Source organism: Histophilus somni 2336 (assembly GCF_000019405.1).
Classification (GTDB): Bacteria; Pseudomonadota; Gammaproteobacteria; order Enterobacterales; family Pasteurellaceae; genus Histophilus; species Histophilus somni.
The window spans coordinates 1000815-1026437 of sequence record NC_010519.1; the positions used below are offsets into that span (position 1 = coordinate 1000815).

At 38.8% G+C, this 25623-nt stretch carries 42 protein-coding genes and 2 tRNA genes; 21 read left to right on the forward strand and 23 right to left on the reverse strand.

Annotation, left to right across the window (positions count from 1 at the left end):
* The first annotated feature begins 14 nt into the window (after positions 1 to 14).
* Positions 15 to 91: transfer RNA gene (locus HSM_RS04435), tRNA-Pro, on the forward strand.
* Between the two features lie 25 nt (positions 92 to 116).
* Positions 117 to 193, forward strand: a tRNA-Arg gene (locus tag HSM_RS04440).
* A gap of 31 nt (positions 194 to 224) precedes the next feature.
* Here HSM_RS04440 and HSM_RS04445 read toward each other — a convergent pair.
* The 11 genes from HSM_RS04445 to HSM_RS04490 all read right to left on the reverse strand — a co-directional run bounded on the left by HSM_RS04445 (position 225) and on the right by HSM_RS04490 (position 6985).
* Entirely contained in the window at positions 225 to 1280 is a 1056-nt protein-coding gene (locus HSM_RS04445) for a tyrosine-type recombinase/integrase (RefSeq protein WP_012341669.1), read from the reverse strand.
* The gene (locus tag HSM_RS10575; RefSeq protein WP_075290674.1) at positions 1184 to 1483 is read right to left on the reverse strand and encodes a helix-turn-helix domain-containing protein; all 300 of its coding nucleotides are present in this window, start codon (positions 1481 to 1483) and stop codon (positions 1184 to 1186) included. The genes HSM_RS04445 and HSM_RS10575 overlap by 97 nt, the downstream gene beginning before the upstream one ends.
* A 31-nt stretch (positions 1484 to 1514) precedes the next feature.
* On the reverse strand, positions 1515 to 2612 hold the full coding sequence (locus HSM_RS04450; protein ID WP_012341670.1) for a DNA cytosine methyltransferase: 1098 nt from the start codon (positions 2610 to 2612) through the stop codon (positions 1515 to 1517).
* Positions 2613 to 2656: 44 nt separating this feature from the next.
* On the reverse strand, positions 2657 to 2926 hold the full coding sequence (locus HSM_RS04455; RefSeq protein WP_041605049.1) for a hypothetical protein: 270 nt from the start codon (positions 2924 to 2926) through the stop codon (positions 2657 to 2659).
* Positions 2919 to 3419, reverse strand: a complete 501-nt coding sequence (locus tag HSM_RS04460) for a DUF551 domain-containing protein (RefSeq protein ID WP_012341671.1) — start codon at positions 3417 to 3419, stop codon at positions 2919 to 2921. The genes HSM_RS04455 and HSM_RS04460 overlap by 8 nt, the downstream gene beginning before the upstream one ends.
* Before the next feature lie 60 nt (positions 3420 to 3479).
* Entirely contained in the window at positions 3480 to 3908 is a 429-nt protein-coding gene (locus tag HSM_RS11265) for an LbetaH domain-containing protein (RefSeq protein ID WP_012341672.1), read from the reverse strand.
* A 318-nt stretch (positions 3909 to 4226) separates the two neighbouring features.
* Positions 4227 to 4865 carry a ribonuclease H-like domain-containing protein gene (locus HSM_RS04470; protein ID WP_012341673.1) on the reverse strand — a complete coding sequence of 213 codons (639 nt, stop codon included), beginning with the start codon at positions 4863 to 4865 and terminating at the stop codon, positions 4227 to 4229.
* Positions 4866 to 5017: 152 nt separating this feature from the next.
* Positions 5018 to 5344, reverse strand: a complete 327-nt coding sequence (locus HSM_RS04475; protein ID WP_012341674.1) for a hypothetical protein — start codon at positions 5342 to 5344, stop codon at positions 5018 to 5020.
* On the reverse strand, positions 5341 to 5778 hold the full coding sequence (locus HSM_RS04480) for a hypothetical protein (protein WP_012341675.1): 438 nt from the start codon (positions 5776 to 5778) through the stop codon (positions 5341 to 5343). The genes HSM_RS04475 and HSM_RS04480 overlap by 4 nt, the downstream gene beginning before the upstream one ends.
* The gene (locus HSM_RS04485; RefSeq protein ID WP_012341676.1) at positions 5775 to 6059 is read right to left on the reverse strand and encodes a hypothetical protein; all 285 of its coding nucleotides are present in this window, start codon (positions 6057 to 6059) and stop codon (positions 5775 to 5777) included. The genes HSM_RS04480 and HSM_RS04485 overlap by 4 nt, the downstream gene beginning before the upstream one ends.
* A gap of 86 nt (positions 6060 to 6145) precedes the next feature.
* Positions 6146 to 6985, reverse strand: a complete 840-nt coding sequence (locus tag HSM_RS04490) for a phage antirepressor N-terminal domain-containing protein (protein ID WP_012341677.1) — start codon at positions 6983 to 6985, stop codon at positions 6146 to 6148.
* Between the two features lie 533 nt (positions 6986 to 7518).
* On the opposite strand from HSM_RS04490, the gene HSM_RS04495 reads away from it, so the two are divergent.
* Positions 7519 to 7707 (forward strand): hypothetical protein, encoded by a 189-nt coding sequence (locus HSM_RS04495; RefSeq protein WP_041605051.1) that lies wholly within the window; start codon positions 7519 to 7521, stop codon positions 7705 to 7707.
* A 69-nt stretch (positions 7708 to 7776) separates the two neighbouring features.
* On the opposite strand, the gene HSM_RS04500 is transcribed toward HSM_RS04495, so the two are convergent.
* Complete coding sequence (locus HSM_RS04500; protein WP_012341678.1) at positions 7777 to 8574, reverse strand: hypothetical protein; 798 nt, start codon at positions 8572 to 8574, stop codon at positions 7777 to 7779.
* Positions 8575 to 8974: 400 nt separating this feature from the next.
* Here HSM_RS04500 and HSM_RS04505 point away from each other — a divergent pair, with 400 nt between their 5' ends.
* Together HSM_RS04505 and HSM_RS04510 are read left to right on the forward strand one after the other, a co-directional pair.
* Positions 8975 to 9160, forward strand: a complete 186-nt coding sequence (locus HSM_RS04505; RefSeq protein ID WP_012341680.1) for a hypothetical protein — start codon at positions 8975 to 8977, stop codon at positions 9158 to 9160.
* Between the two features lie 178 nt (positions 9161 to 9338).
* Positions 9339 to 9704, forward strand: coding sequence for a hypothetical protein (locus HSM_RS04510; RefSeq protein WP_012341681.1), 366 nt, complete (start codon positions 9339 to 9341; stop codon positions 9702 to 9704).
* 101 nt (positions 9705 to 9805) lie between these two features.
* On the opposite strand, the gene HSM_RS04515 is transcribed toward HSM_RS04510, so the two are convergent.
* The 4 genes from HSM_RS04515 to HSM_RS04530 form a co-directional block, all read right to left on the reverse strand.
* Positions 9806 to 10435, reverse strand: coding sequence for a hypothetical protein (locus HSM_RS04515; protein ID WP_012341682.1), 630 nt, complete (start codon positions 10433 to 10435; stop codon positions 9806 to 9808).
* Entirely contained in the window at positions 10432 to 11094 is a 663-nt protein-coding gene (locus HSM_RS04520) for an AAA family ATPase (RefSeq protein ID WP_012341683.1), read from the reverse strand. Before HSM_RS04520 ends, HSM_RS04515 begins: the two co-directional genes overlap by 4 nt.
* Before the next feature lie 63 nt (positions 11095 to 11157).
* Complete coding sequence (locus tag HSM_RS10455; RefSeq protein ID WP_012341684.1) at positions 11158 to 11790, reverse strand: KilA-N domain-containing protein; 633 nt, start codon at positions 11788 to 11790, stop codon at positions 11158 to 11160.
* 277 nt (positions 11791 to 12067) lie between these two features.
* Entirely contained in the window at positions 12068 to 12895 is an 828-nt protein-coding gene (locus HSM_RS04530) for a BRO family protein (RefSeq protein WP_012341685.1), read from the reverse strand.
* A gap of 354 nt (positions 12896 to 13249) precedes the next feature.
* On the opposite strand from HSM_RS04530, the gene HSM_RS04535 reads away from it, so the two are divergent.
* Positions 13250 to 13465 (forward strand): hypothetical protein, encoded by a 216-nt coding sequence (locus HSM_RS04535; RefSeq protein ID WP_041605053.1) that lies wholly within the window; start codon positions 13250 to 13252, stop codon positions 13463 to 13465.
* A 488-nt stretch (positions 13466 to 13953) separates the two neighbouring features.
* Here HSM_RS04535 and HSM_RS04540 read toward each other — a convergent pair whose 3' ends face one another.
* The gene (locus HSM_RS04540) at positions 13954 to 14175 is read right to left on the reverse strand and encodes a hypothetical protein (protein ID WP_012341686.1); all 222 of its coding nucleotides are present in this window, start codon (positions 14173 to 14175) and stop codon (positions 13954 to 13956) included.
* A gap of 11 nt (positions 14176 to 14186) precedes the next feature.
* Between HSM_RS04540 and HSM_RS04545 the strand changes: the two genes are divergently transcribed.
* The 3 genes from HSM_RS04545 to HSM_RS04555 all read left to right on the forward strand — a co-directional run bounded on the left by HSM_RS04545 (position 14187) and on the right by HSM_RS04555 (position 15386).
* A complete protein-coding gene (locus tag HSM_RS04545) occupies positions 14187 to 14375 on the forward strand; it encodes a YegP family protein (RefSeq protein ID WP_012341687.1) in 189 nt (62 codons plus the stop codon).
* 416 nt (positions 14376 to 14791) lie between these two features.
* Positions 14792 to 15088: a type II toxin-antitoxin system RelE/ParE family toxin gene (locus tag HSM_RS04550; RefSeq protein WP_012341688.1), complete on the forward strand. Its 297-nt coding sequence runs from the start codon at positions 14792 to 14794 to the stop codon at positions 15086 to 15088.
* 1 nt (position 15089) lies between these two features.
* Positions 15090 to 15386 carry an addiction module antidote protein gene (locus tag HSM_RS04555; RefSeq protein ID WP_012341689.1) on the forward strand — a complete coding sequence of 99 codons (297 nt, stop codon included), beginning with the start codon at positions 15090 to 15092 and terminating at the stop codon, positions 15384 to 15386.
* Between the two features lie 27 nt (positions 15387 to 15413).
* On the opposite strand, the gene HSM_RS04560 is transcribed toward HSM_RS04555, so the two are convergent.
* Together HSM_RS04560 and HSM_RS04565 are read right to left on the reverse strand one after the other, a co-directional pair.
* Positions 15414 to 16418 carry a hypothetical protein gene (locus HSM_RS04560; RefSeq protein ID WP_012341691.1) on the reverse strand — a complete coding sequence of 335 codons (1005 nt, stop codon included), beginning with the start codon at positions 16416 to 16418 and terminating at the stop codon, positions 15414 to 15416.
* A 96-nt stretch (positions 16419 to 16514) separates the two neighbouring features.
* Positions 16515 to 17201: a LexA family protein gene (locus tag HSM_RS04565; protein ID WP_012341692.1), complete on the reverse strand. Its 687-nt coding sequence runs from the start codon at positions 17199 to 17201 to the stop codon at positions 16515 to 16517.
* Positions 17202 to 17303: 102 nt separating this feature from the next.
* On the opposite strand from HSM_RS04565, the gene HSM_RS04570 reads away from it, so the two are divergent.
* The 6 genes from HSM_RS04570 to HSM_RS04595 all read left to right on the forward strand — a co-directional run bounded on the left by HSM_RS04570 (position 17304) and on the right by HSM_RS04595 (position 20439).
* The gene (locus HSM_RS04570) at positions 17304 to 17531 is read left to right on the forward strand and encodes a helix-turn-helix domain-containing protein (RefSeq protein WP_012341693.1); all 228 of its coding nucleotides are present in this window, start codon (positions 17304 to 17306) and stop codon (positions 17529 to 17531) included.
* Between the two features lie 152 nt (positions 17532 to 17683).
* Positions 17684 to 17923 carry a helix-turn-helix domain-containing protein gene (locus HSM_RS04575; RefSeq protein ID WP_012341694.1) on the forward strand — a complete coding sequence of 80 codons (240 nt, stop codon included), beginning with the start codon at positions 17684 to 17686 and terminating at the stop codon, positions 17921 to 17923.
* Complete coding sequence (locus HSM_RS04580) at positions 17913 to 18737, forward strand: hypothetical protein (RefSeq protein WP_012341695.1); 825 nt, start codon at positions 17913 to 17915, stop codon at positions 18735 to 18737. Before HSM_RS04575 ends, HSM_RS04580 begins: the two co-directional genes overlap by 11 nt.
* On the forward strand, positions 18734 to 19426 hold the full coding sequence (locus tag HSM_RS04585) for a replication protein P (RefSeq protein WP_011609555.1): 693 nt from the start codon (positions 18734 to 18736) through the stop codon (positions 19424 to 19426). Before HSM_RS04580 ends, HSM_RS04585 begins: the two co-directional genes overlap by 4 nt.
* Before the next feature lie 14 nt (positions 19427 to 19440).
* A complete protein-coding gene (locus HSM_RS04590) occupies positions 19441 to 19974 on the forward strand; it encodes a phage N-6-adenine-methyltransferase (protein WP_012341696.1) in 534 nt (177 codons plus the stop codon).
* Positions 19975 to 19986: 12 nt separating this feature from the next.
* Positions 19987 to 20439, forward strand: coding sequence for a DUF1367 family protein (locus HSM_RS04595; protein ID WP_012341697.1), 453 nt, complete (start codon positions 19987 to 19989; stop codon positions 20437 to 20439).
* A 51-nt stretch (positions 20440 to 20490) separates the two neighbouring features.
* Here HSM_RS04595 and HSM_RS04600 read toward each other — a convergent pair whose 3' ends face one another.
* From HSM_RS04600 to HSM_RS04610, 3 genes are all read right to left on the reverse strand, one after another.
* The gene (locus tag HSM_RS04600) at positions 20491 to 21105 is read right to left on the reverse strand and encodes a BRO-N domain-containing protein (RefSeq protein ID WP_012341698.1); all 615 of its coding nucleotides are present in this window, start codon (positions 21103 to 21105) and stop codon (positions 20491 to 20493) included.
* A gap of 554 nt (positions 21106 to 21659) precedes the next feature.
* Complete coding sequence (locus HSM_RS04605; protein ID WP_012341699.1) at positions 21660 to 22073, reverse strand: type II toxin-antitoxin system HicB family antitoxin; 414 nt, start codon at positions 22071 to 22073, stop codon at positions 21660 to 21662.
* 22 nt (positions 22074 to 22095) lie between these two features.
* On the reverse strand, positions 22096 to 22281 hold the full coding sequence (locus tag HSM_RS04610) for a type II toxin-antitoxin system HicA family toxin (RefSeq protein WP_011609549.1): 186 nt from the start codon (positions 22279 to 22281) through the stop codon (positions 22096 to 22098).
* Between the two features lie 190 nt (positions 22282 to 22471).
* Here HSM_RS04610 and HSM_RS04615 point away from each other — a divergent pair, with 190 nt between their 5' ends.
* The gene (locus HSM_RS04615; protein WP_012341702.1) at positions 22472 to 23050 is read left to right on the forward strand and encodes a recombination protein NinG; all 579 of its coding nucleotides are present in this window, start codon (positions 22472 to 22474) and stop codon (positions 23048 to 23050) included.
* Positions 23040 to 23444, forward strand: coding sequence for a hypothetical protein (locus tag HSM_RS04620; RefSeq protein WP_041605056.1), 405 nt, complete (start codon positions 23040 to 23042; stop codon positions 23442 to 23444). Before HSM_RS04615 ends, HSM_RS04620 begins: the two co-directional genes overlap by 11 nt.
* A 233-nt stretch (positions 23445 to 23677) precedes the next feature.
* Here the strand turns inward: HSM_RS04620 and HSM_RS04625 are convergent, their stop codons facing one another.
* Positions 23678 to 24082 carry a type II toxin-antitoxin system PemK/MazF family toxin gene (locus HSM_RS04625; protein WP_012341703.1) on the reverse strand — a complete coding sequence of 135 codons (405 nt, stop codon included), beginning with the start codon at positions 24080 to 24082 and terminating at the stop codon, positions 23678 to 23680.
* A 281-nt stretch (positions 24083 to 24363) separates the two neighbouring features.
* Here HSM_RS04625 and HSM_RS04630 point away from each other — a divergent pair, with 281 nt between their 5' ends.
* The 4 genes from HSM_RS04630 to lysC are packed head-to-tail and all read left to right on the forward strand — an operon-like array spanning position 24364 to position 25603.
* The gene (locus HSM_RS04630) at positions 24364 to 24600 is read left to right on the forward strand and encodes a phage holin family protein (RefSeq protein ID WP_012341704.1); all 237 of its coding nucleotides are present in this window, start codon (positions 24364 to 24366) and stop codon (positions 24598 to 24600) included.
* Complete coding sequence (locus HSM_RS04635; RefSeq protein ID WP_011609542.1) at positions 24593 to 25129, forward strand: lysozyme; 537 nt, start codon at positions 24593 to 24595, stop codon at positions 25127 to 25129. The genes HSM_RS04630 and HSM_RS04635 overlap by 8 nt, the downstream gene beginning before the upstream one ends.
* Positions 25102 to 25431, forward strand: a complete 330-nt coding sequence (locus HSM_RS04640) for a DUF2570 family protein (RefSeq protein WP_012341706.1) — start codon at positions 25102 to 25104, stop codon at positions 25429 to 25431. The genes HSM_RS04635 and HSM_RS04640 overlap by 28 nt, the downstream gene beginning before the upstream one ends.
* A complete protein-coding gene (gene lysC, locus HSM_RS04645) occupies positions 25385 to 25603 on the forward strand; it encodes an Rz1-like lysis system protein LysC (protein ID WP_041605057.1) in 219 nt (72 codons plus the stop codon). The genes HSM_RS04640 and lysC overlap by 47 nt, the downstream gene beginning before the upstream one ends.
* Positions 25604 to 25623: the final 20 nt, after the last annotated feature.

Here is a 25623-nt window from a genome sequence, read left to right on the forward strand (position 1 = left end):
ATAATGCACCTCATCGGCGAGTAGCGCAGCTTGGTAGCGCAACTGGTTTGGGACCAGTGGGTCGTAGGTTCAAATCCTATCTCGCCGACCATTTTTATATTTATTATTTTTTATATGCGCCCTTAGCTCAGCTGGATAGAGCAACGGCCTTCTAAGCCGTAGGTCATTGGTTCGAATCCAATAGGGCGTGCCATTTAAATCCTTATATATCAAGCAGTTATCACTCAGGCAATAAGTTTTAAATGTGTCACAGATTTGCTCTGTGCCGTAAATGTGCCATTAAATTCAACCTTGTTTGCGTGCTCTAGCAGATGATCTGCATTTAAGTGAGCGTATTTTTTTACCATTTCAAGCGTTTCCCATCCACCTAATTCTTTAAGTGTGAAGAGAGGAGTGCCTGCCTGAACGTGCCAACTCGCCCAAGTATGACGGAGATCGTGAAAGTGAAAATCAAGCAAAAAACATTTTCTAGCTGCTGCATTAAATGCTTTGCGGTTAATGTCATTTAGCTTATTATTCTCACGCCCAACAAACACATATTTTGCGTGTTTGCCACGTAATGACTTAAGCAATAAGATTGCTTCGTCGCTTAGGAGTAGTGATCGTGCTTTACCTGATTTTGCAACATCATTAGTCACGATCGCTACCTTACGCACAAAGTCTATTTTATCCCAAGTCATTGTCAGTATTTCCGTCCTGCGAGCACCTGTCATTAATGCAAACGCACAAATGGCTCTCATCCAATCACTATTTAGCTTGGCAAGTAAGTCTTTTGCTTGCTCTTTTGTGATCCATCTAACCCTAATAGGCGGTTCTGCATTTTTAGGTAGGTGTGGGACTTTGTCGACCAACCCAGCCTGATGAGCAAGATTTAAGATCCGTAAAATAGACTGTATATATTTGTTTTTGGTTGAGTTGGTGAGCGGTTTGTTTGTGTTCATATTCCGGGTAGGGATATGATTTAGGATTTCTTGAGTTGTTAAAGAGCTAAGCACCCGTCCTTGGAATTTCTCACGCCAATATTTAGCGTGTCGTTTTTTTGTGCTTGTATCTTTTAGACCTTCTGCAGAGCGTACATACAGCAGTAACGCCTCTTCAAAAATATATTCTGGCTTTTCGTTAAGCCTATCTATTTTCCACGTTTCTGCTTTAAGCTGATCGTGGTAATGTTGAGCTTCCTTTTTTACAGTTGTGCCAGCAGAGCGTCTAATTCTCTTACCGCTTGGGGTTGTGATATCAACCCACCATGGGCCATCTTTTGTTCTTCTGTAGATCGACATAGTGTTACCTCTTCGACCGACAAAGCTAATCGGTCGCTATTATTTGCTCGTTTTTTGAGTAAATCAAGATCTGATTTATGGATAAGCCAACGATTAGATCCTTTCATTCTAAAAAATCCCCAGTCATAGAGATGATTTCTAACCGCACTTTGACTAAGGTTTAAGTGTTTCGCGACTTGTTTTATAGTGAGAGTTTCTTCCATATTTCCTCCAAAAAATAAACCCTAGTGGTGGCTAGGGTTGTTTTAAATAATCTACTAGTCGCTCCCCAATCCATCGCATTACAGGGACTGCCATTGAGTTACCGATAGCTTTATAACGTGGACTATCGGGGCAATCATCAATCGGTTTGTTGCGATATGGGATTAGTGTCCAATTATCAGGAAAACCCTGCAATCTCTCGCATTCGGTTGGAGTGAGCTTGCGAATAATAGATGGTTGGCAAATGCAAGGTACATTATTTCCACCTGTCCCCATTCTTGCTTTTAATGTTGGTGATATTGGTTTATCTGCAATTCGCACAGCCTCTTCGCCTTTGACTTCGAATAACACCTTATACTGTGATGCAGTCATTGTAGGTGCGATACTAATTCCTACAGCATACTCCTTGTCTTTGCAAATTATTGATGGATACGCTCCATAAGAGCATCCACCAATATTTTGGGCAGAACTTTTCCCCTCTTCTTGGCTCTGATTAAAATCCCCTCGCAAGCTCTTTTGCTCAAGGAGTATTTGTGCGACACTTCGCCCTCTAGCACTAGCCACAAGGAACACTCTTTTACGTCGTTGGGCAACGCCGAAGTATTGAGCATTGAGGACTCGCCAACAGATAGTACGGGCTGAATGCACATAACCAGAGTTTGTCCATCTTGCCCCTGAAGGTTGTAATGGCTGACATTCTTGAGCCAGTCCAGCCAAAAAGTGTCCGAATGCGTTGTCCTTGGTAGATAAGACACCTTGTACATTTTCCCAGACGAGCACGCAAGGCGGTTGTCCATTTTGATTTCTGACATAATCTATTGCCTCTAAAATATGGATTAAAGCTAAAGTTAAATTTCCTCTCTCGTCATCAAGGCTTTCTCGCTTGCCCGCAACCGAAAATGCTTGGCAAGGTGTACCCCCAACTAACACGTCAGGGGCTTTGATTTCACGATTTAGGATTTTTTCAGGCAAGGCGGTCATATCGCCTAGATTTGGGATTTCAGGGTATCGATAAGCAAGTAAAGCGGACGGGAAAGGTTCAATTTCAGCAAACCATAAAGGCTTGCCTAAGCCTTGCCACGCCACACTTGCTGCTTCAATTCCTGAACAAATTGAGCCGTAGGTGAACATTGTTACTCCAATAAAAAGCCCTCAAAATTGAGGGCGTTGTGTGGTTATTCAGTTTCGGATGGTAGCGGTGGGATTTCCGCAAATTTATCAATTTGTTCTAATTCGAAAGTGGCATTAAATTCAGGTATGACCCAGACATATACATATTCATTCCCTAATTCATCACAGTAATTTGGTTCTCTCCTTGGTTTACGCTCTGCGTCTATGAATGTTAGATACCCAATTATTTTGGGATTATCTAAATGTGGTATATTTACATAAACAGGTTGATTGAGTTGAGGCAATGAGTTTCTTACACTAATCCATTTACTCATTTTTAACATCCTTAGGCGGTTGTGGGAGTGGTTGCCAATGAGTAACTTCAAAAAGTTTACTACTCATATTAAATTCTCCATCAACAAGTTCTGACAAAGTAATAGATTTATAGTCTCGGCTTGCATTTTTGAAATATACAAGCACTCTTTCGCCTGATTTTGGTAGTTTATCTTTAACACTAATCCAACCGTTAATCTCTAAGATTTCAGGTGAGTTGATAATTTCATCAATCTCATCGTAATATCCTGACTCCTTTTCCTCTTTAGTTAATGGCCTCTTACTTGAGATTGCTTTTCCCAAAATAACACCATAAACTGCAAATGGTAGGTAATATCCTTCATAATTTTCAAATTCATCCAAATCGTTCGCAAAATCGTAGGCATCAACAGCACTGTTTAAACAACTCTGTTTTGCTTGTTCCAGCGTTTCGTGCAACTCAACCGAATGAATATCGTTTGATACATCAATCGAAAAGTATTTTTTATTATTCATATTATTCTCCTTAGTGGTGTTATTGATTAATCTGTAATCTTAATTTCACGTTTAAGTGGATCATCTTCTTCTGGCGATCCATTTGTTATTTACTATCATGTTGTTTCTCCTGTTTAGTGGGTTTCTTCTAAAATTGGGGTGATTTTGTAGGCACGGATTTGTCGCCCCAGCATTTTTTTTCGGGACTTTGAATTGATATTCATAGCCTTTTTCCGGCGTTGTTGGGCTTTGTAATATCTTTGCATTAGCGAACACATAGACGTCGTCACGCACATGAGCGTAGCCACGAACCTTAGCATTCTCTGTTATCCACGCACAGTCGCCTATAATAGCGTCTTCATAGACTTCTGCGTTATCTCGTACGTAGGTGTCATCACATACAACCGCGTTGCCATATACCAAAGCCTTGTCACATACCACGGCGTTACCATGTATTCTAGCGTTACCGAATACTCTCGCATTGTCATACACTCTAGCATTGTCATACACCCAAGCATTTCCATCATGACTTAGATTTTCTTCTTTCTCAATATAACCGCCCAGCTTACCCGCCTTTATATCACCAAAAGAGATTAATGCTTTAATTCGGTAGAGTGTTTTACCATTCTGTTGAATAGTATCATTTTGAAGAAGTTCGTATTTTTTTTGAACTTGTCTTTCATATTAAATTTCCTTGTTTGTTAACGTCGTTTGTCGGATTAATTTTTTCAATCAACTCATTTCCGAAATAAGCTGATCGTAGTATTTTTGTGCGGCACTTACGCGTTCAATGAGGCTAGAATAGTCGCATAGAGAGTGTTTTTTTCATTATTCCACAAACGTCATTCTTTTGTAGATTTCTCTTACTCGTTCAACATCTTTTGCACAATATTGAGCTACTTCGTTGATTTTGCCGTCTTGGATGTATTGCCATACTTTTGATCCGTCAATATCGCCTTTTTGTTCAATATCAAGTACTTTGCATAATTTGTCGAGGGAAACAGTGTTTCCATAACCTGCCCATTCGGTCATGGTGTCATAGATATTGTGACGAAGTGGGGTGTAGCAAGGTTTGATACGGTTGATCACAGAGCGTTGAAAGATAAAGCGATCATCAAATTTAGTAATGTTATGTCCGATCATAAGTGGTGTAGCTTTAGTGATATGTTTGCGTAACCAGTCGTTAAATTGAGTTAAAATGCGAGTTTCCCGATCTGGTAATTGCCAATCTTCGCAATAGAACAAAACAGGTGAAGTGTCATCAACTGCTGCACCGATAACTACAATTTCACCAAATGCACCATCAAGAGCGGTCTTGTTGACGACTTCGGGTTTATTTTCTGCTAACCATTTTTCAATTGTTTCAGGGTTTTTGTAGTTAGCAGGGGCTTTGAGATTTTCACAAACATAGTTTTTGATTTCGTTGTTTTGTGTTGGGATTGTTTCAATGTCTAAATAGATTTTCATTTTGTTGCTCCTTGTTAGTTTTTTTTGATTTTAGTTTGCGTAAAAATCGGTTGATGTTATCGCAAGTTTTAAATTGAGAATGTGGACTGAATACACCGTGTTTTGGGTTTTCCCATTCTGGTTGTTTGTCAACATCTAGCATTATTAACCTCTCATTGTTTGTTTCCAGTAATCACTATCATCATTCTCTGCTTTCGCATAAAAAATTGTGCCTTGATCACTTTTTCTATAGCTTGTTGTCTTGTTTCGATAATATCCATCATCGCACCGCTCCCAAGTGCGATATGGTAATCTTCGCTATTGTCTAACTCATCATAAAATTGGCTGTAAATTTGGCTGTTTGGATCTTGTAGTTCCATCAAAACTTCGGTACGCACTCGTTTAAATTCCAAACTATCCTCAATGTCTTCACCAAAATATGCTTCTGCCATATGGTCAAAATGTCTATCTACCGCTTGAATTAATTGCATATCGTTCATTTTTTCTTTCCTTTTAAAAGTAGCGTTTTTAATTTTTCAATAGAGGCTAAGTCAAAGGTTAATACGCTGTGATGTCTTGTTTGGCGATCTAACTTAATAGATAAATTACCCTCTTCATCAAATTGACAATGTTGAACCTTGTGTATTGTTTTACCTCGCTCGCTCTTGATTACCGCACTTAACCTTGGATTTTTCCATTCAATAGCCAGAACGCCCAGTTTCTCCTGAAGCATAGGTAGTTTCTTTATCCCTTTTAATTCTTTTGTCATGTTGATGATGTCGATTGCTTTGTTTGTCGCTTTAATGGCGATGATTTCGCTCACCATCGGATTGCAAGTGCGGTACTCTCTCTCATCATCTACCCAAACTTCCCCATAAAATTTTTTACTGATTGGATTTTGTAAAATTTGGATTTTGTAGCTATTCATCTTCATTTCCCCTCCTTGTCATACTGTGCTTGTAGTTGTTCGGTGTATTTTTGCATGTAGTCTACATCGGCTTGGGTAGGCGGTGGCGGTATGTCGCCCTTGCGTGAAATCCATTCAATTCTTGCCATTTCTTCATCGTAGGCAAGTTGTGCTTCGGGGGAGAGTTTTCCATATTGAGCAAACGCTGGGTGAAAATAGGCAAAGACAAGTAGAGTGCTAAGAAAAATAGCCACGATAAGAACGATAAAGCCAAGCCATCTGTAAAATGAGATTAATAAATTATTCATTTTTTGTTTCCTTTTTGGTCAATTTACTGAATTTAGGTTGAGTGAAACCGCCACACTGGAAAAGTGCGGTCGGTTTCCTTTGAGGTTTAAAATCTTGGCAATGCCAAAGGATTATGTGTTGCTAATATTTCTTCGCCTTTTTGTAGCCACGGATTAAACTCATGAGCAACGTCATAAGACAATGCTCCAATATCGTTTCGAATGTGGCGTTCAAGTCCGAGCATTAAAAAGAGTTGACGATGAAAGATTTCTGTTTGTTCAGCAAGCTTTTTAGCTAGTCGAGTATGTTTCATAATCGCTTCGAATAATTCGGCGGAAATGGTAATTTCGTCTCTATCTGCGGTCTTAGGCGGTGTAATAATCAGCTCGCTCTCTAAACAAATTTTGTGAACATATTCGACCGCACTTTGTAATTTATCTGCGGGGATATCCTCAATACTTTCCACATTCATATAGTGATGAACAAGATTGTAGGCTTCGTTGTAGAGTAAGCCTTTTTTGCTAACGAGCATATTGACGGCGTTACGTAATCCTGTGCGGTCATCAACAGTCGTTTTGCGTTCGGCTTTGCCCTTGAACCAGTAATCGTGTAGAGCTGCATAGCACTCTTTTTTGTATTTGATGAGTGTTTCCCGAATTTCAGGCTTGCAGCGGTTCACGTCAATACCGAATAGCCAGCCGTTAAGGTAGTCAATCGGAAGGCAGAGCATTTCACGTATTTTACTATCTTCTGCAACCGTTGTTATGATAACAATAGTTGAATTTAGAATGTCATCACGCTTAATTCTTGAATATTGAGAAGCCCAATCTAAACCGATATTTTCGCAGATCGGTTTCATTGCGGTGTAATGTGTGCCGTTTTGCTCGAATGTGACTAAGGCTTGGTTGTTAAAAGAGATGGTTTGAGTGGAGACTTGTGTAGTCATTTTGTAATCCTTAGAGTCTATTTGTTTAAAACAAGCCACTTTCGACAGTGGCGTCGGGAGGTTCGAAAACCCACTCTAAGGTAAGGGCTGGACGTATTTCCTTTCGGTATTGTATTAGTCGCCCTCCCGACATAGTCAGGATTACGGATATAAAAAAATCGCCTAGTGGCGATTAGTGAACTATCCGCCTTAGAGTATGAGGTTTCGACACCTATGGGGGAATAGTAGGTTAAATTTCTTCGTTTGTCAATAGATAAAAATGTAATATTTATTACAAAAAGTACTTGCGTTAAAATGTAAGTAGTACTACAATAAACATATCTAAGGCAAGGTGCTTTAGATACAAGAAAACCCCGACTTGTTGGGTTCGGGGCATTCAAAATGGAGTTTAGGATATGTTGTTCAAAGCGTTAATCCTAATTATCCTCTTAATGGTGGCAATGCCAGCGTTCTAGGATAATCCATCGGGGGAGGGCATTCCCCCGATGACTCCAATCTTAAGCTAACTTAACCCAAAATGCAAGGAGTTTTCTATGGCAATGACAAGAGCTGAAATCAATGCAAAAAGCGATAAAAAGCGTGGTGTGCGGTTGCAATCTTATAAACTTCACGAAGATGTGATTGCATTGCTTGCCGAGCTTTCCAGCCAAACAGGGTTGTCTAAAACCCAAATTGTGACGCAAGGGATTAAGCTTTTTGCCGAAACAAAAAAGGTCGCATAACGTGCGACCAATCCCGACTTTCTGTTGAAAGTGGGAATATCCTAAATGATTGGGCGGTGGTTTGTCAATTTAGATTTTGTTCATTGAATTGTTTAATTTTAATATTTTGTAGATGACTGGCTCTTCATCAATATATTCAACTAAAACATCAACTAAGAAAATTTTATGGTACGGGTATTCTTCATTTAATATCATTTTTTCTTTGAGTGTCTTGTCTTCAAATTTTACTCGTACAGGCTTTTGTGATACTGCAGGAATAATAGCTCTATCGTGTGCTTTGCTTTGAGCATCTGCGGTGGATGACCAGTATAGTGTCGTGTTTTGTAAAGTGTTTTCTTCTCGCTCTTTGAGTAGTTTTAATTCTCGGTTAATATTGTTTTGTGCCAATCCTGCAAGTGCATTGTCTGCGTGTAGATGTATATGTACATCGCCTTGATTATTAGAAACTTGTAAATTGAATTGTGCTTTAGGATCGATTGCGATAGGCTCTAAAATGTTATTGGCATTTTTCAACATATTCGCAGTAAGGCGTTCAGGCTTTTCGCCTCTATTCATTGCCCAATCTAAAATATTTTTCAAGTGCCCTCCAAATTCAAGAATCGCATTTGCTTGCTCAATAAGTGGATATGTGCTTGATACTAGTGCTGCAAGCTCAATAAGGAAGCAGCCTTGTGTGATTTTTTCTACATAGATATGCTGTTCACAGGGTTCAATATCAATTTTGTTGTCTTGTATAAATTGGCGATATTCTGCAGCAATACCTTCCATACTTTGACAAAAAACTGATAGCTGCAATGGCTCGCTATTATCAATTTCGATTAGTAGTTTCATATTTTTATCTATTGTGTAATGTGTTTCAGCAACCATAACCCACCTCAAATTTTAGACACAAAAAAAGCCGTTATTGAACGGCTTGTAGTGCGGTTATCTTAATCCGAAGTGGGGCGGTTGTAAAGTAAAATTATTTTGAGATAGTGTACTATTTTCTTGTGTTATAGTGTACTATCTTTTATAATAGGCGACATCAGCACGGGGCTGATAACAGGACAAAGCCCCACCTGTTGAGATGGGGCTGATAACTTGGAGTCAAGACAAGATGAAAACCTTACAAATCATCTTAATCTTGATTGTGCTGTTGTTAGTAAGTTCACCAGCTTACTAAGCACTTAAAACCGATGGGGGAGTTCGCACCTCCCCCTGAGGTCTCCAACATTTTACCAAAGATAGATCCTGAAATTCAACCTAAAATTTACTTGGGGCTAAACCTATGACTATGACTAACGCTGAAAAAGTTGCCCGTTCCGATGCCAAGCGTGGCATTATGGCTAAAACCTATAAACTGCCTCAGTCGGTTGTCGCTGAAATTGAGCAGTTGAGTGAGCAATATGGTATTCCACAAAATCAATTATTGATACAGGCAATCGAAGCGTTTAAACAGGCAAAAGGGGCGTAAGCCCTTTTTTGCTAGTCGCCGTTCCAACGCTTCTAATCTGCATACTGTTTTGTTGAACTTTTAGTCAAAATTGTTTCCAACATTAACACATTGACTTTTATGTTTAAATTTAGTATAGTTTAAACACTGTATATATGTACAGTGTTTTTTTAATGTTATTTTTAAAAGGAGAACGCATATGTCTGGATTTGTTGATTTAACTTTAGAGTCTGGTGCAAGTATTACTGTTAGTAAAACGGCAGTTTTTTATCTTCAAGAAAGTAAAAATTCCCCTCAAACTACGTTATTACACTGCGGTGGAAGCGTAACACATCAAGTGAAAGGAGGTTATGAAGAAATTAGCGTTAAATTCCCTAATTTTATTCAAACTGAGCTTTCTGATGGGGTGAAAGTTGGCATTCATGATTACAATGTATCTTGCTTGGAAGAAAAGCAAAACGGTATTCAAGTACATGGTGTAGCAGTTTATTTTACTAGCGGTCCTATTGGGTTGGATGTAAAAGAAAATTACTCAGACTTTAAGAAGAAATTTCATCAAATTTAATTCATATTTAACCGCCTGTTTGGGCGGTTTTTTGTTGGTTTTATGCCGCACTTTTGGTTAAAGTGCGGTCAATTTTAGCTAAATTTAGATGTATATATATCTCAAAAAGGAATTTCATCATCAAGGTTATCTGCTAATGGGGGCGGATAAGATGATGAGGTTGATTGCCCATAAAGTTGTTGGTGGGCTTGATAATTTTGTTGTTGATCTTGTTTTTTGCGGTCGTCTTTATCTTTAATGTGTTCAATAAGCCATTTAATCCGTTCAGCTGGTTTATTTTCAAGATGCTCTGCCAAGGTTTTTTGGGTGTTGTGGAAGAATGGGCAGAGAATCTGAAAGCCGTAAGTGTCTGAACCGTCTTGTTTGGTGCGAAGGACTTTTTGCAGCATTAATCCAATATATTTGCCCTCTAATTGTGGTGCGTACGCTTTGTTGTCTTTAAATTGTCGTGTAAGTTCAGCCACTCTCGTGACCCCCATAATTGCTTGTATCATGTTGTGTCCGCTTTGTAGTGGGCTACCGTCTTTACCTTGATAATAGATTGAGAGGTAATTTCCTCTTAAGCCATCTTTTGTTTCAACAGTCAGTTCAAGGGATAATGCACCACTTTGAGACTGAACATATTCTGCACTGATAATTCTGCAAATATATGCTCCTGTTTCAGCGATAAAACTGGAATTACCAGCTTTGATCGCTTGTTCTTGATTGTAAGTGAATATTGTTTGTGTCATTTTTCGTTTCCTTGTGTTGGTTTGATGTCGTAGTAATCGCAAATCATTTCATCAACGGCGTTGAGGTCGTTTTCAATGAATTGCGTTTCAAATAATCCCATAGGGCTTTTTACTGGGTCGTTACCGTTGTTTTGCGTAGAGAATTGGAATTTCCAGTCATTTACTTGTGTGCGTAAACAGATAGTAACCATGCCTTCTAGCGTAATTTTTTCATCAAGCATTTTGCCAATGGTTTTGATTTTGGTTTTGCCAAATGGATCGGTTTCGACGTGCGATAAAATATAGATCCGCTTGTTCATTGGTAGCTTTAATGCGGTATTAAATACCGTCCATGCTTTTTCGCCAATGTCAGTAAATTTGTCATAGCCTCTTTCTTTCGCACGTCGCATAAATTCATTTGCCATAATGTATTGATAATCATCAATGATAATGATTTCACGCGGTGTTCTAGTCATAGCCTTGCAAATAGTTTCAGTATCATCACAGACAAAAATAGATCCGCTAGGGTTATCTCTTGTAATGGGTTGCCATTCTTTCGCCCTAAATGGAAGTGGTTTGCTAATTGACTGGATAAGAAGTGTTTTTTGTGGGTCGAGGTGGCGTAGGCTAGTTGATTTGCCCGAACCGCTTTCCCCTAAAATTAAGGTTGTTATGCTCATAATATTCCCCTAAAAAAAACCGCACTTTAAGTGCGGTGGATTTTGATGAAGTTTAGTTGTTGATTAAAGTATCTTGTATCGTTGTAGTCTTCGTTTTTGGTTAGAGTGTTGAGTTTTGTTTTTATTTTTTACTTCTAACAGTTTGTCAATTAATGGAAGCGTGTCTTTAATCGCTTTTTTTGTCCAATTCAAATTCAATTCTACAGAGTTGAAAATATCGCTTATGATAATCGGTTTGATTTTTTTAAGTAAGAATTCAACGCTTTCAGCAAAGCGAGTGAATAACATCCATACATCGATCATCTTTTTTAGTTCACTTTCAGTTAGTTCTAAAGTGAATTTGGGTTCAGGCATTGGTAATTTAAGTTGTGTTGTTTGGTTTTCCAGTTGGTTTAAAAACGCACGCAAAACCACAAGATGAAATTGTGGCGAAATCCACGCAGCGTAGGCGATGACGATTTCTTTGCAGGCGTATGTGCCAATGCCATTTTTGACAATTAAAACTGAGCTGTGAGATTTCTCACAGGTTGGATTTTCGCTTTCAATCTCTGCAATTAGAGCTTTTGTTTGATCATTTCGCAAAAAATAAGTAGGACGATGTTTTGGATCGTTTTCACTTGCCCTATGAAGATCTGCTAATGAATAAAGATTATTTAAAGTACGAATTGAGTTATTAAGAATTGCTAAATTAGTCATTTTGACTGCTCCTATTGGTTTTCTGAAATTGACCAGTTCTGACACTGGTGCCGAGAGGTTCAGAACCCTCCAATAGGTTAGGGTGGACGTATTCCCCGAAGGTATTGTATTAGTCGCCCTCTCGACGTTGCGAGATATCGGCATAAAAAAAGATCGCTTTTGGCGATCTGCTTACTACCGCCTATTGGAAAAAGGTTCTGACACCTTGAGGCAGATAGTAAGATAAAAGGGTGGGGTTTGTCAATAAAAAAGCCTGTGTTGTAAACAGGCTATTTTGTTATTTTCTTTTTTGTTTTCTAGGTTTATCGTATTTAATCATTTCACGATTTGCACCTTTTAGTGTTTTCTTCACTTCTTTAATATTCTGTTCAAGTTCAAGATGTTCAGGTGCAATCCCACTATTTTTTATCATCATATCCCGAACTTCTTTACCAACTTGAGAAGCGGTATTTTGTAATGCATTTAAACCACGTACATTCTTACTTTTAATTCGTTCTGCTGTTTGAGTTACTCTAAACCAGTTACCTGCAAGTTCAGTATTTCCCATAAAGTCATATAAAGTCCCTTTTTCATCAGGCATCTGTTTATGACGTTTAAGTTCAGCTAAGCCCATATTATACATACCACGGAATCCCGCATCTTTAAAAAGTCCAAAGTGTTCTGGTAAAAGCCCAGCACCTTTCGCAGAAGCTGACATAATTTGTTCTCCATCAGCTAATTTTTTACGGATTTCTAAACGCTGAATAGCGTTATCATCAATCGCATTTTGGACTAATTTATCTGCAACAGCAGCCAAGATTGTTTTTGCTTGAGCAACTTGTTCTTTTTTAGAATCTGCGTGCATTGTGATAAGAAAGCACGCAAAACGAGAGAGTTTATAACTTTTCACCTCTCTACCTTGAAAGACAATGTCAATCTGCGAGAAGTTATCCATTATGTCAATTTCAAGGTTGGCACAAGACGACATCGCTTTATTGATAACGCTTTTGAATGAGTTCCAAGACTCGTAACCAAGATGTAGCATAAAATCGTGGGCGTGCCAGTATCTAATGCCATTTTGGTGAGCATCATTTTCAAAGAGTTCTAAATCAAATTGTTCTGCCATTGTTTACCCCTATAAAAAAAGCCGTTATTGAACGGCTTGTAGTGCGGTTATCTTAATCCGAATTCGGGGCAGTGTCAAATAAAAAGTTTATTTTATATAAAATATCTCTTGCATATCAATTGGTATATTATATAATATACTTGTTTTTGAGATGGTTCAAAAATGAGAAGAGCGGCTCAAACCGCTCAACTAATGGAGATAGAAATAATGAAAACCGTACTTTTCATTATCATCTTGTTAGTGTTGTTATTGGTAAGTCCTAACGTTTACTAAACACTAACCCGGAGGGGGAAAGGTCAGATGTTCCCCCAATGGCTCCAATCTTAAGCTAACTTCATATAAAAGGCAAGCGTTATGGCTCAAATTTCCGAACAGTTGCGTAAGCGTAAAATAGAGACAGCACGACGATTTAACGATAAAGCCCTTGCAGAAGGTAAGGCACGGCGTATTTTAATGCAATTATCAGCCGAGGTAGCCGATGAATTTGACGCTATCTGTGCCGAATTAGGTATTTCCCGCCCTCAAGCAATCAAGGCATTGTGCGAGATGTATCGGGCAAAAGGGGCGTAAGCCCTTTTTTGTTGTCTAAAAAAAGCCCCTATCTCTAGGGGCAAACTCACATTACGGATTTCATATATTGATTATGTCAAAAGTACCGTTTTAACCACTCGGCGTGTGGAATGGTGTAGTGCGACCATTCAGAACGGCTCTCACAAGGAAAAATCTGAAAAAACTTGTAGGAGAAAGAGAGCCGTTTTGAATGGTTGCCTTTCTTTGACCTGTAAGGCTCAGGTGTTGTCACGTTTATTTTTTAACGAGTATATCGGTTACTCTCTTGTGCCTCACTATGCACGCCCAGATTTCGCCTAAACCTATTATTGGGTTATGTCTTTGTCTTACTAAAGCGTAAGCATAACGCTGTGGCAAGTGGGGGGTTTTATGGGCTTCCTCTTGTGTTTCCACTCTGACTTGCTTCACCATCGGGCAATAATAGGTTCTATCCAAATTGTGTCGAGATGAAATGAAAGCCTCTTGTGGATTTTTAGAGTATGATAGGTCTAACCTTGTGCCTGCTGATGATGTTCCTGAAAACGTTCCTTAAAATTGATTTTTTCATCAAATGGAATTTCTTCACATAGTTCACCATCATAGGTAGCTTGGGACATTGCCTTGATTTTTTCTTTGGCTTCTTCGGCGTTGTTGGCATATACATCACAGCACCAACTTGTGCCTTGGAACTGATAGCGAAAAAGGTATTTTTTCATTGTTTTTTCTTCCATAGGTATTCCTTATGCGATTTGAAACTTACTTAGACAAACGCCATGAGTGGCGTTGGCGTTTAAAGGCAAGTAATGGCAAAACAATGGCAGATAGCGGTGAAGGCTATAAGCAGTATTTTGACTGTTTACATGGAATTGATTTGGTACGACAAACCAATCAGTTCACAGATATTATTTGCCTTGGAGACGATAAACATTAATTCCAAAGCTCCGCAAGGGGCTTTCATTTCATCTCGATTTTTAAAGAGCGTTCCTTGTTACAGGATTTATTTTTGCCATTTCCAACCGCACTTGAGATTAGGTCGATACTCTTTCAGTTTCGTGCGATAAATCGTCGTTTTATCCATTTTTCAACGGTCAAATAAGTGCGGTTGGAAATGGCGTTGTTTTGTTTTGATGAGGTTATTATGTACCTAACGTTCACTAAAGTAAAGAACAAAAAGTACAAATTTTTAAATTAATTTATGTACTTTAAGTTATTTTATTGATTTAAAAAGAAATTTATTTTTGAAAAAAATGATTGATTGCTTGTTTTTTGAGCAACTTAATTAAAAGGGTGTGAATTATATTTCACAGTTTATTTAAAATAAGTATAATACTTGTAGCGGAGAGAAATATGATCCAAATAAAATCAACCACAATTTTTAAGAAATGGCTTGATGATTTAAAGGATTTGAGAGCAAGGGCAAAGATCCAAACAAGAATTAAACGCTTACAGCTGGGTAACTTTGGTGATGTAAAAACTGTAGGAGAAGGAATATTCGAATTACGCATTACTGAGGGCAAAGGCTATCGTGTTTATTTCAAAAATCAGAATGGTGTGATTGTAATTTTACTTTGTGCTGGTGATAAATCTACACAGGAAAATGATATTAAAAAAGCAAAAACTTTAGCAAAAGAATTGGGGGTATAATATGACTGAATTACAAGATTTTGATATAGCGGAGCATTTAAGAAATGAGGAAGAAATCCGTTTTTATCTAAATGAAGTGATGAAAGAGGGGGATGTAGATTTAATTCTTTCCGCACTAGGTGATATTGCCAAAGCACGTAATATGAGCCAATTGGCAAAAGAGGTCGGGGTAAGTCGTGAGGGATTATATAAAGCCTTTTCCGGCAAAGGTAACCCGACATTTTCTACTGTGCTTAAGGTAATGAAAGCATTGAATTTAAGCCTCGAGATTAAACAGTCTGCCGTCAGTTTGAGTTAAAGAAAAAACCGCCGAAGGGCGGTTTTGTTATTGATGCTCAATAACATCAAGAATAATTGCATCTTTAATTTTTTCATCAAGTATTTTGGCATTAATACTCAGTTTAACCGGTTTTCTTTCCCATTCTGCTTGCATTAGCAATAATTTGTTTTTATTACCCGCTAAAAACTGATCTTGAACAATCGCCTCAAATACAGCCTCAGTGTTCACGTTGCGAATTCGTACTTTAAAAAGTTCTGGGTCTGAAGAGTTTACTTGTTCAAGTCTATAAGTTCCATCAAGTCTTATTTCGGTTGAACGACGGCGTGCATTTTTAGTAAGCTCAGTCGTTATTTCAGGATCTAAAATACTATTACCTATTTCGACTTCTTTCACACCAATAAATGATTTAAATAAACACGTTTTTGCATCGTGAGCCTGACGATCAATATTTTCTAGAACAGCATTTTGTTTCACGATATTAGCAATAATCCCAGCTCGTTTTGTTTCCTCTTGCGACATTAGTTGTAAAGATTGAAGGTGCTCTTTATCTTCATCTTTTTTAATTTCAGCAAGGCGAACTTCTTTTCTATTATCTAAAAATCGTTTAATTCCTGAGCTTGTTGCCCAAATAGCAGCACTACCAAGCACAGTTATTGCAAGTGTTGTTGCATCCATTTTTGTAGCCAATTGCCCTATTTGTATCCATAAACCATCAAAATTAACATTCAATAGCGACGAACCACGCTCAACAGTAATTTTTAACTGCAATGCCTCACGTTCTTCTTTTGATAATTTCTGCGTATCAACATCATTATATTGAATTAGACGATAGGTTCTATTAATGTAATTTTGCATTTCTACAAAGCCTTTCATTATGTTTGGCGTGAGGCTTTGCTCAAACTTTTCACCCACTAAGCGAATACTTAGTGGAGGTAGTTTTTGTAGATCTATATTATCACTAATTAAACCTGTTTCGATATAATCCTCAAGAATTTTAAATAATTTATCTTCAGAACTGATAACAATATTATTCATTTCATTTAATTCCATATTTTAACTCCGTTCTTACAAACCTATAAATTAGATTTCTGCTGTATTCAGTTTCCACATTGCTGTGGCACAAGATTTATCTTTCAGTTTGCAACCCTACAAACAGCTCCTATGTTCAACGGCTTTGCCGATTATTTTTATTTTATGGTGTTTACTGCTTAACGTGCCGAAATTGTCGTTGAGAGGAACAAGTTTGAAATGTTTTCTGCCGTGTTCGTCTACTTCGCCAGTTTCTTTGTATTGTTTGAAAGTGGCTTCGTTATCTTCGTTGATTGCGACAACAAAATCACCGGGGACGGGATAGATTTCGGGATCGATTAATACCATATCGCCTTCTTGGAAGCGTGGTGACATAGAGTTGCCGACAATTTTTAAATAAAAGGCATTTTGACCTGCTTTGACTTGCGAGGAGATCATTTCGTATTGGGTTATTTCATCTGTATTACTCAGCAAATTCACTTCGGTAAAATAGCCTGCTTGTACTGGGCTGAGTAGGGGGTAGTAGAAGGATTTAACGACTTCTACAAATGTTGCATTCTTATCAAAATTTTTGACATCACCAAAAGTTAGCCATTCAGGGGTAACACTAAGAAAATCAGCTAATACATAAGTATTTGCAGTAGATGGCATGGTTTCTGCATTAAACCATTTACTCACAGCTTTAGGTGTCAGTTTTAATATATCTGCAATTTGTTTGCCACGTCCTTTGTTTGGAAGCCCTTTGTTCTTACAGGCTAAGTCTAATCTTTCCGCAAACGCTTTTCTAATTTCTTCTTCATTCATTCTTTTTTCCTCTTTGTACTGTTAGTTCAATTATAAAAAAAACTTGAAGTACTTTCAGTTATATTTTAATATGTACATTTAGTTCAGTATAAGAGGTAAAATATGACATCACTAGTACATATTCTTGATTTAGCAGGGATGCCTAAAGTTGCAGAATACTGTGGGGTTTCTCTGCGAGCTGCCTACAAATGGCGTAAAGCCAATGCCTTACCAAGAACTGAATATACAGGAGAAACAAATTATGCCAATGCAATTTCTGAAGCGATTAATGGTCAATTTTCTTCTGATTTTATTCGTGAAGTTGGCAGACCTAAGCCTGCTGAAACCTAATCTACCTCAAGAGGTATGCAAAGGCTCGCAAGGAATTAACAAAAAAATGCAAGGGCGATTGCGGATTTGATTTTTCGCAAATCTAGCAGTCGCACTACAGGAAAAATAAAAAGCCACTGTTGGAGCAGTGGCAAGGATTAGGAAAAATCGCTATGAATATTAATCCGAATGAAAAACAAAGTCAATCGCAGAATGCGAGGATTTTAGCTCATTTAAAAAATGGTGGGAGAATAACTTCGCTTGAAGCGTTAAATCAATTTGGCTGTTTGCGTCTTTCTGCTCGCATTAAAGATTTACGTGATTGTGGTCATGAAATCCATGCGGAATTTATTGAAGTGCCAAATGGTAAGCGTGTGAAACAGTATTTTATGGAGGCATTTCATGAGATTTAGTCAACACTTACGACAATTGGGTCAACCTATTGCGTATTATCCAAAAATGGCAAAACCCTTAGGCGGTGTGACTGCTGCGATTTTATTTTGTCAGCTTTTCTATTGGCAAGATAAAACCGACAATCCGTTAGGCGTGTACAAAACACAAGCTGAACTTGAACAAGAAACTGGATTAAGTCGCCGTGAACAGGAAACCGCACGCAAAAAATTAGTTGAATTGGGTCTTTTAATAGAAACTCACAAACGCTTAGAACATCGTATTTATTTTAAGCTGGATTTAGCGAAATTTGACGACCTAATGGCTACCATTTTTGAGGTAGAAAATCCGACATTACCCGATGGCGATAATGTACAACCCCGAATGGCGGAAAGCGACATTCGGGAAGTAGCAAAACCGCCATTCGTTAATACAAAGACTACTACAGAGAATACAAACAATAAAAAAGATTTAACTAACGTTAAATCCAAAAAAGCCACACCAAAACCGACCGCACTTGCTTTGCTTGCTGAATTTGGCATTACCGATCAGCTTGCTGAAGATTTTATTGAACAGCGTAAAGTCAAGAAAGCACCGATTACCCAAACCGTTCTTAACCGCTTGCAGACTCAAGCCGATATTGCCAAATTGCCACTTGTGGAGGTAGTGGCGATTATGATTGACCGCAACTGGACTGGCTTTAATGCCAATTGGGATTGGAGGGGCGAAAGCCAATTTTCAGGTAAAGCCGAGCCATCAAGCAAGCCTAAATTCAGCGATGAAAACACCACTTGGTGGCAAGGGCGAACCATTGAAATTTATGGAGATACGCTGTGAAAACCTTTGAAAATGCGACCGCACTTATTGGCAGTAACCCGAATTATTCTGCACCTGTAACACAAGGGCAAAAACAGGAAATTCCTGAGCAAGTAGCGAAGTATGTTGACCGATTATTTGTTCGTTTAAAAGCCATTTTTCCGGGCTGGAAAGCAGCGTTTAACTCTGATGCAGAGTACGAGGAAGCGAAGGCTACTTGGTTGCAAGCATTGGTGAATAATGGGATTACCAAAGCAGAATTATTTAAACGTGGTTTGCAGTTAGCAGAACGCTCAGAAAGTCCATTTTTGCCGAGTGTTGGGCAATTTATTGCTTGGTGTAAATCAGGCAATGAGTTTGAGGAGCTTGGTTTGCCTACGCCTGAAACGTTGTTGCAACGCTATCAAGCATTTCGTGCGAGTTGTGAGGAGCCGGAGAATTATCCTTGGCAAAGTGCGGCAGAATTTCACTTAGTTTGTCAGTTAAAACGGGCGATTTATCAGGAGAATTTAACCCATGAGAAGTTACTGAACAAAGCTCAGTCGTTGATTAAAGCCATGGCAAAATATCTCAAAGAAGGCGGTCAATTAGCAGCACCAAAGGCAAAAAAATTAACCGCACCGAAAGAGCCGAATTTAACGCCTGATGAATGTACAAAATACTTTGCAGAGCTACGTAAACAAATGCGTGGCATGACAAAAACGGTTTAGCAGGAGATGATAAAATGCGTGTTGAAAAAAATGCGTACCGCACACCTCGTTATGTTTTTAATTGGTTAGAACGTCGTTTTTATTGGTTTCATTTAGACGGTTGTGCGAATGAGCATAATAGCTTACGTCATCGTTGGATTGGCGAGGGTAGCAGTGTTGCAACAGATTTTTTAGCAGATGATTTGTTTGATCGCTTAATTGATGAAGTGGTTGAACAAGCGGAATTATTACGGATTTTCGTTAATCCGCCATACAGTAATCCTTTGCCGTTTGTACAACGTGCGGTTGAGTTGATGAAAGCGGGTTACCTTGTTGTTATGTTGTTACCGGCGGATAAATCGACTAAGTGGTACAACGTCATTCAGGATAATGCCACGGAAGTTATCGATATTATCGGCGGTCGAATTAACTTTATTCATCCTGAAACAGGTGAGGAAGTCAAAGGCAATAACAAAGGCTCAATGGTGGCAGTGTTCGATCCGTTTATTCAAGGATTTGTAACTCGTCAAGTGAGCTTGGATTTTGTGAAAGAGTGCGGTATTTCATAGTGAGATTTTTCAATGGCTAAATACCAAATGATGAAACTTGCAGGAGGGGTATTTTCTCCATTGAATGATACTGAGGCTGAACGCTTGAAATCTTTTCAGAATAACGAGCAATATGAAATTGAAATTAAAAGACAGCGTAATCCAGCATTTCATCGTAAGGTGTTTGCGTTTTTTAATTTCTGTTTTGAGCATTGGTGTGGTGAGCATTCCGATTGGAAGTTTCAAGATGAAATAGCTCAATTTGATACGTTTCGCAAGCATTTAACTGTATTGGCAGGGTTTTATGTTAAAACGTGGAATTTAAAGGGTGAGGTGCGTATTGACGCACAAAGTTTGAGTTATGCCAATATGGAGCAAGAGGAATTCGAGAAGGTGTATCAGGCGTTGATTAATGCGGCGTTAAAACACGTTTTCGGTCATACTCAAGACGAGAATATTATTAATCAGCTTTATTCGTTCTTTTAAAATTGAGAAATAAAAAACCGCACTTGGAAGTGCGGTCGGTTTTAAGTAAGTTTAGCGTGTTTTCAGTGGCAAGCGGTTTTCCTGTTTGAGGCTTGCCAGCATTCGTTTAATTGTCGGGTGGGTTTCTTTGATGTTCTGCTTGCAGAGGTTGTAATTAAACTGTGCGGAGCGTTCTTCAAAGCGGTCAAGGTCAAACCCGAAGGCTTTAAGCAGGAAATACACGCTTTCTTGAAAACGGGTAAACTGCATCCACGTGTTGATGAAGTTGCGTAATTCGCTTTCGGTAAAAGTAAAAGTGACTGTGGGTTCAGGTTCCGGCAAGGCAAACTGTTTCGGTTTTAGCTGATATTTCCCCGTTTTACGGATTTGCGGTAGCACTTCTTCAAAGACCCAGTTTTGAAACTCGACCGCTTCTGGTTTGTTTGAGCGGAAAATCACACGATAAAGATTTGGCTCATTGATAAAGATCATTTCCTGATCACCACTTGTGGTAGGGGTGGAAAGTTTTTCCACCCCCTGCGGATTGAATTTAAATTTGCTTACAGAGCGATTGCATAAGCCAAGAACAGATGCAACATCAAGCAAACAGAAAAATGGTTCAGAACCTAAAACGTGAATACGTACTGGGAAAGATTTGAAGTTGAATGTAGAGATTTGATGAGACATAAGTCTTCTCCTGATGTTTAGTTTAGTGTGGGTGATCGGGCTTCAACTACCGCATCAGACGGCGGAACTTATTTCCGAAAAGGTCTTGTATTAAGTTCTCTCGACCCGATCATTGAAAATTGTAAATTTTGGATACAAAAAAACCGCTTGTCTGACGGTTGCGGTTATCCGCTGATGTTTAGTGATTACAAGATTATAAAAATTAAGTTGGTTCGTCAAGAGCTTTTGATAGTTTCGATACGAACGGGGTTAGATTTGAAGTTGAAGGTAGAAATTTGAGTTGACATAGGTCAGTCCTTTTATTTTCGAAGTTTTACCCTATGGATAGGGCGAGCGAGAGGTTCGAAAACCTAAGGCAGGTCGGAGTTATTCCCCTTTCGGGTATTGTATTCCTCGCCCTCTCGCTCATTGAATAAATAGTTTACCGTTTTTTAGATACAAAAAAAACCGCAATGGATTTTAGGTGCTGCGGTTTCACCGCCTTAGAGGGTTTCGACGCCCTGTGAAAAATATCCTACGCCTAACAGAGGAGCTTGTCAAGCGTAGGGGATTGATTAAGCCGATAAAATCTTGTCAGCGGCGATTTGAGCCAAGAAACCGCTACGGCTTTTGTACTCTTTATGCGTTGCCACAAATTCATCAATACGCTTGATGAGATAAGCAGGCATTGTGATGTTGATTTTTTCGGCTTTGCCTAAGAGGTGAGTAATATCAACATCAACGAAACCGAAGAACATATCGTACTCGGTAAAGTCGGGATTTTGGCGGTGGTTATTGATTGAGGTTGGTAATGGAACTTCTTCGCCCATTTCAACCAATAATTCCAAATGCCCTTTGATGGCTTCTTTGGCGTTAGCATAGGCTTCTTCCAAAGTATCACCGGCAGAATGGCACCCCGGAATATCAGGGACGATAACGCCGAATGCGTGAGTTTCATCGCCCGGTTCGATTGCGATTGGATATAACATTTTATGCTCCTGTATAGCAGGGCTATTTCAGCCCCGCTTGTTTAAGTATTGAATGTTCCGTTCCTTTTTTTAAATCCTTTTCAGGATGTTGGACGGTAACAATCCCTTTTTTGGTTGGATGAGTGAAGTGGTGGTGGCTTCCTGTTGCGTGGTGGAATTTCCAGCCGTCCGCTTCAATCCGTTTAATAATTTGTTTGCTACTACTCACATTGCTTTGCTCCTCTGTATTGCTAATCAATGTGGTTATTATACCTATAATTTAGGGTGACGCAATAAAAATGTAGATTATACCCACAAATTTTAATTTAAGTGATTTAAAAATGAACAAATAAAGTAAAGGAGGTTGAAATGGTTTGTTATACGGTGTGGATAATGATATTGGCTTTGATAGGTTGAAAATGATTAAAAAAGTGCGGTCAAAAAAATGCAAGGTTTGCGGAAATGCGTTTAAAACTAATGATAGTTTTCGACGATGGTGTAGTCCTGAATGCGGGGTGAAATTAGCTCAAATGGCATTGGTGAAATCTCAAGAAAAGGAGAAGATAAAAAGGGAAAAGGAAGAAAGAGCAAAGATTAAGGCGGTTAAAGAGCGGTTGAAAAGTCGATCTGAGCGTTTAAAAGAGTTGCAAGGTGTATTTAATCGTTTTATTCGCTTGCGAGATAAGAATTTACCTTGTATTTCTTGTGGTCGCTATCATCAGGGACAGTGGCACGCTGGACATTATCGTAGTGTGGGTGCTTGCCCTGAATTGCGGTTTAATGAGGACAATGTGCATAAACAATGCAGTGTATGTAATAACCACAAAAGCGGTAATGTGATTGAGTACCGGATTAATTTGGTGGCTAAAATCGGGGTGGAAAGAGTGGAATTTTTGGAGAGAAAAGACCATTTACCGTTAAAGCTCGCAGATGATGAGATTAAGACGTTAATTCAGGTTTATAAGGCGAAGGTAAGGGAGTTGCAAGATGCACAATAGTCTAAATGATTTTAAGAAAAAATGCAGACAATGGGGATATTGGGCTACGCCTAGAATTGGTACGGAATATCCGAGTATATCACCGTCAATTCCGGTTCCGCAGGATAAATATTGTGGTAAAGTCGATCCAATTAATGAAGATCTTGCAATGGAGTTTGAACGTTGTGTGTTAATTATGCAAAAGGTAACTCGAGAACTTTACGATGTTTTCATGGTGACTTATGTTTATCGCTTGCCGTTGAGGAATGAATATGACAGGCGGAGAATTTTGGTGAGAAAAGGGATATGTGAAACCTTGGATATAAGCGAAACAACGTATAGAAAATATCTTTATACGGCTGAAATATCATTAAAGCTTATGTTAAGTCAAAATAGGTGTATTTTTGTTGCATAAACCTCCCTCAAGGCGGTTTATTCTTACCACAAACTCACAAGCTAACTTACAAGCAGCTTCTCAACAATTCGCAAACCTATCAAAATTAGACCGCACTTTAAAAGGCTGAAAAAACAAAGGGGAGCCTGACGCTCCCCACTACACGATTAAACCGACTTGTTATCGCCCTTGTTTAATCGACCAACTGTTTTTCAAATTGGTTTTACAAGCCCCTTTCGGGTACGGATTGGATTTTACTTTAATTTTAATGCTAATGCAGTACAGTTTTTAATCACTTGGAAATCAGTATCGCTAACAAGTGGCGAAATATAATCACGCTTACCGATTTTATAACGATCTAATCGGGAAATCGAGACGGTATAAATCATATCGCATTTCGCCCAGCACTGAATGTTTGCTTTATCAGGCAATGGATTGACAGGCAAAGCATAGTGATATTTTTCTAAGGGTTGAGGTTCTGTTGTACTGAGCGGAATAACCGTGACTAATTCTTTATTCCGTTTATGTTTTGCAATGACGACAACAGGACGAACTTTCGTCATTTCCGGTGATTGAAACTTTGAGAAATCACACATTAGCACCGATTTTTCTTTTGGTTGGTATTTTAGGCTCATTGTACTTTTATTGATATTTTTCATCGATCCTACATTACCGTAAAAAGAAGATCAACAGGAAGCAAGCCACGCTTTGAAACCGTGGTAAAAATCTTGGAAGCCTTTAACCTTAAATTAGTGCCGACAATAAAGGCATTGTAAGTTGATAATGATTAATTTGCAAAAAACCTTGCAAAAGACGCCGTAAAAGTGTAGTATTTCAGCTATGGTGCGGTTAAGTACACTTATAGCATAAATAAACATTTTTTACAGCCCTGAGCAGACATGCTCGGGGCTTTTTTATGGGATTTTTTTGGTGATTTATTATGAAAGATATGGGGACGCAAAGTTATTTGTGGTCGGGTCTCAGTGGGTTTATCGCTTGGCTGGGCGACCAGCAAAATTTGATGATGATAAGCCTTTCTATCGGGATTGTTACCGCTTGTGTAAATCTATATCAACGGTACAAGGAAAGTAAACTTCGTAAGCGTGAAAACGAACGTGCGGAAGAATTACATCGACTTAAAATGGCAAGATTACAAAAAGGATTAGATGATGAGTAAGTTGGTTAAAGTTGGTGGCATTTGTTCGGTGTCTGCCATTATTGCCTTGATGATGTTGAATTTTGCTGACAATTTTCGCACAAGCCAACAAGGGCTTGAGTTAATAGGACAGGTAGAAGGCTGTCGCCGTGACCCTTATCATTGCCCTTCTGATGTGCTTACCGTAGGAATTGGGAGTACTGTGGCAAGTAGCGGGGCAATTGAACCGCATAAGCGTTATTCAGATGCAGAAATTGCAAAGCGTTGGGTAAACGATATTCAAGTAGCAGAACGTTGTGTAAATCAGTTCGCTAACGGTCGGCTAATGCCTCAATCTGTTTTTGATTCAGTGGTTTCAATTACGTTTAATGTTGGGTGCGGTAAGTTATCTCGCTCGACCATGTTTCGTCAAGCAAATGAAAAAGATTGGAGAGGTGTTTGTAATGAATTTCCAAAATGGGTTTATGCAGGCGGTAAGCGATTACGAGGACTTGAAATACGTAGAGAGAAAGAGAAAGCGTTATGTTTGTCTGGGGTAAAACAACTTTAATTGCGATATTGGCTTTTTTGGGCTTGGGAGTTGCAATGTGGGTTCAGGTACAGAGGATTGATAGCTTAAAAGCCGACAACGCTTCCCAAGCCCAACTTATTATTCGACTGACTGAACAGCTGAAGATAGAGCAACAGGCAGTGCAAATACAGCAAAAGATAGCTAATCAATTTAAAGTAAAGATGGAACAGAGCAATGAACAGCTTAAGAATATCTTGCAACAAGAGACCTGTGCAAAAGTGGCATTGCCTCGTGATGTTATCAATATTATTAACCAATTGCACAACACCACCGCAAATTGAATATCTTTCTCCACCACAAGCCTACACTATTCCTTGTGAACGTTCTGCTTTTCAGGGGAAAACTTATGGTGATGCAATTAAGCATTTAATCAAAGTAATGGCTGAACGGGATTTATGTGCAAGTCAGATTGATAAGATTCGGGAATGGCAGATTGAGAATGCACAGCATTGAGATTTTAATGTTAATGGTTT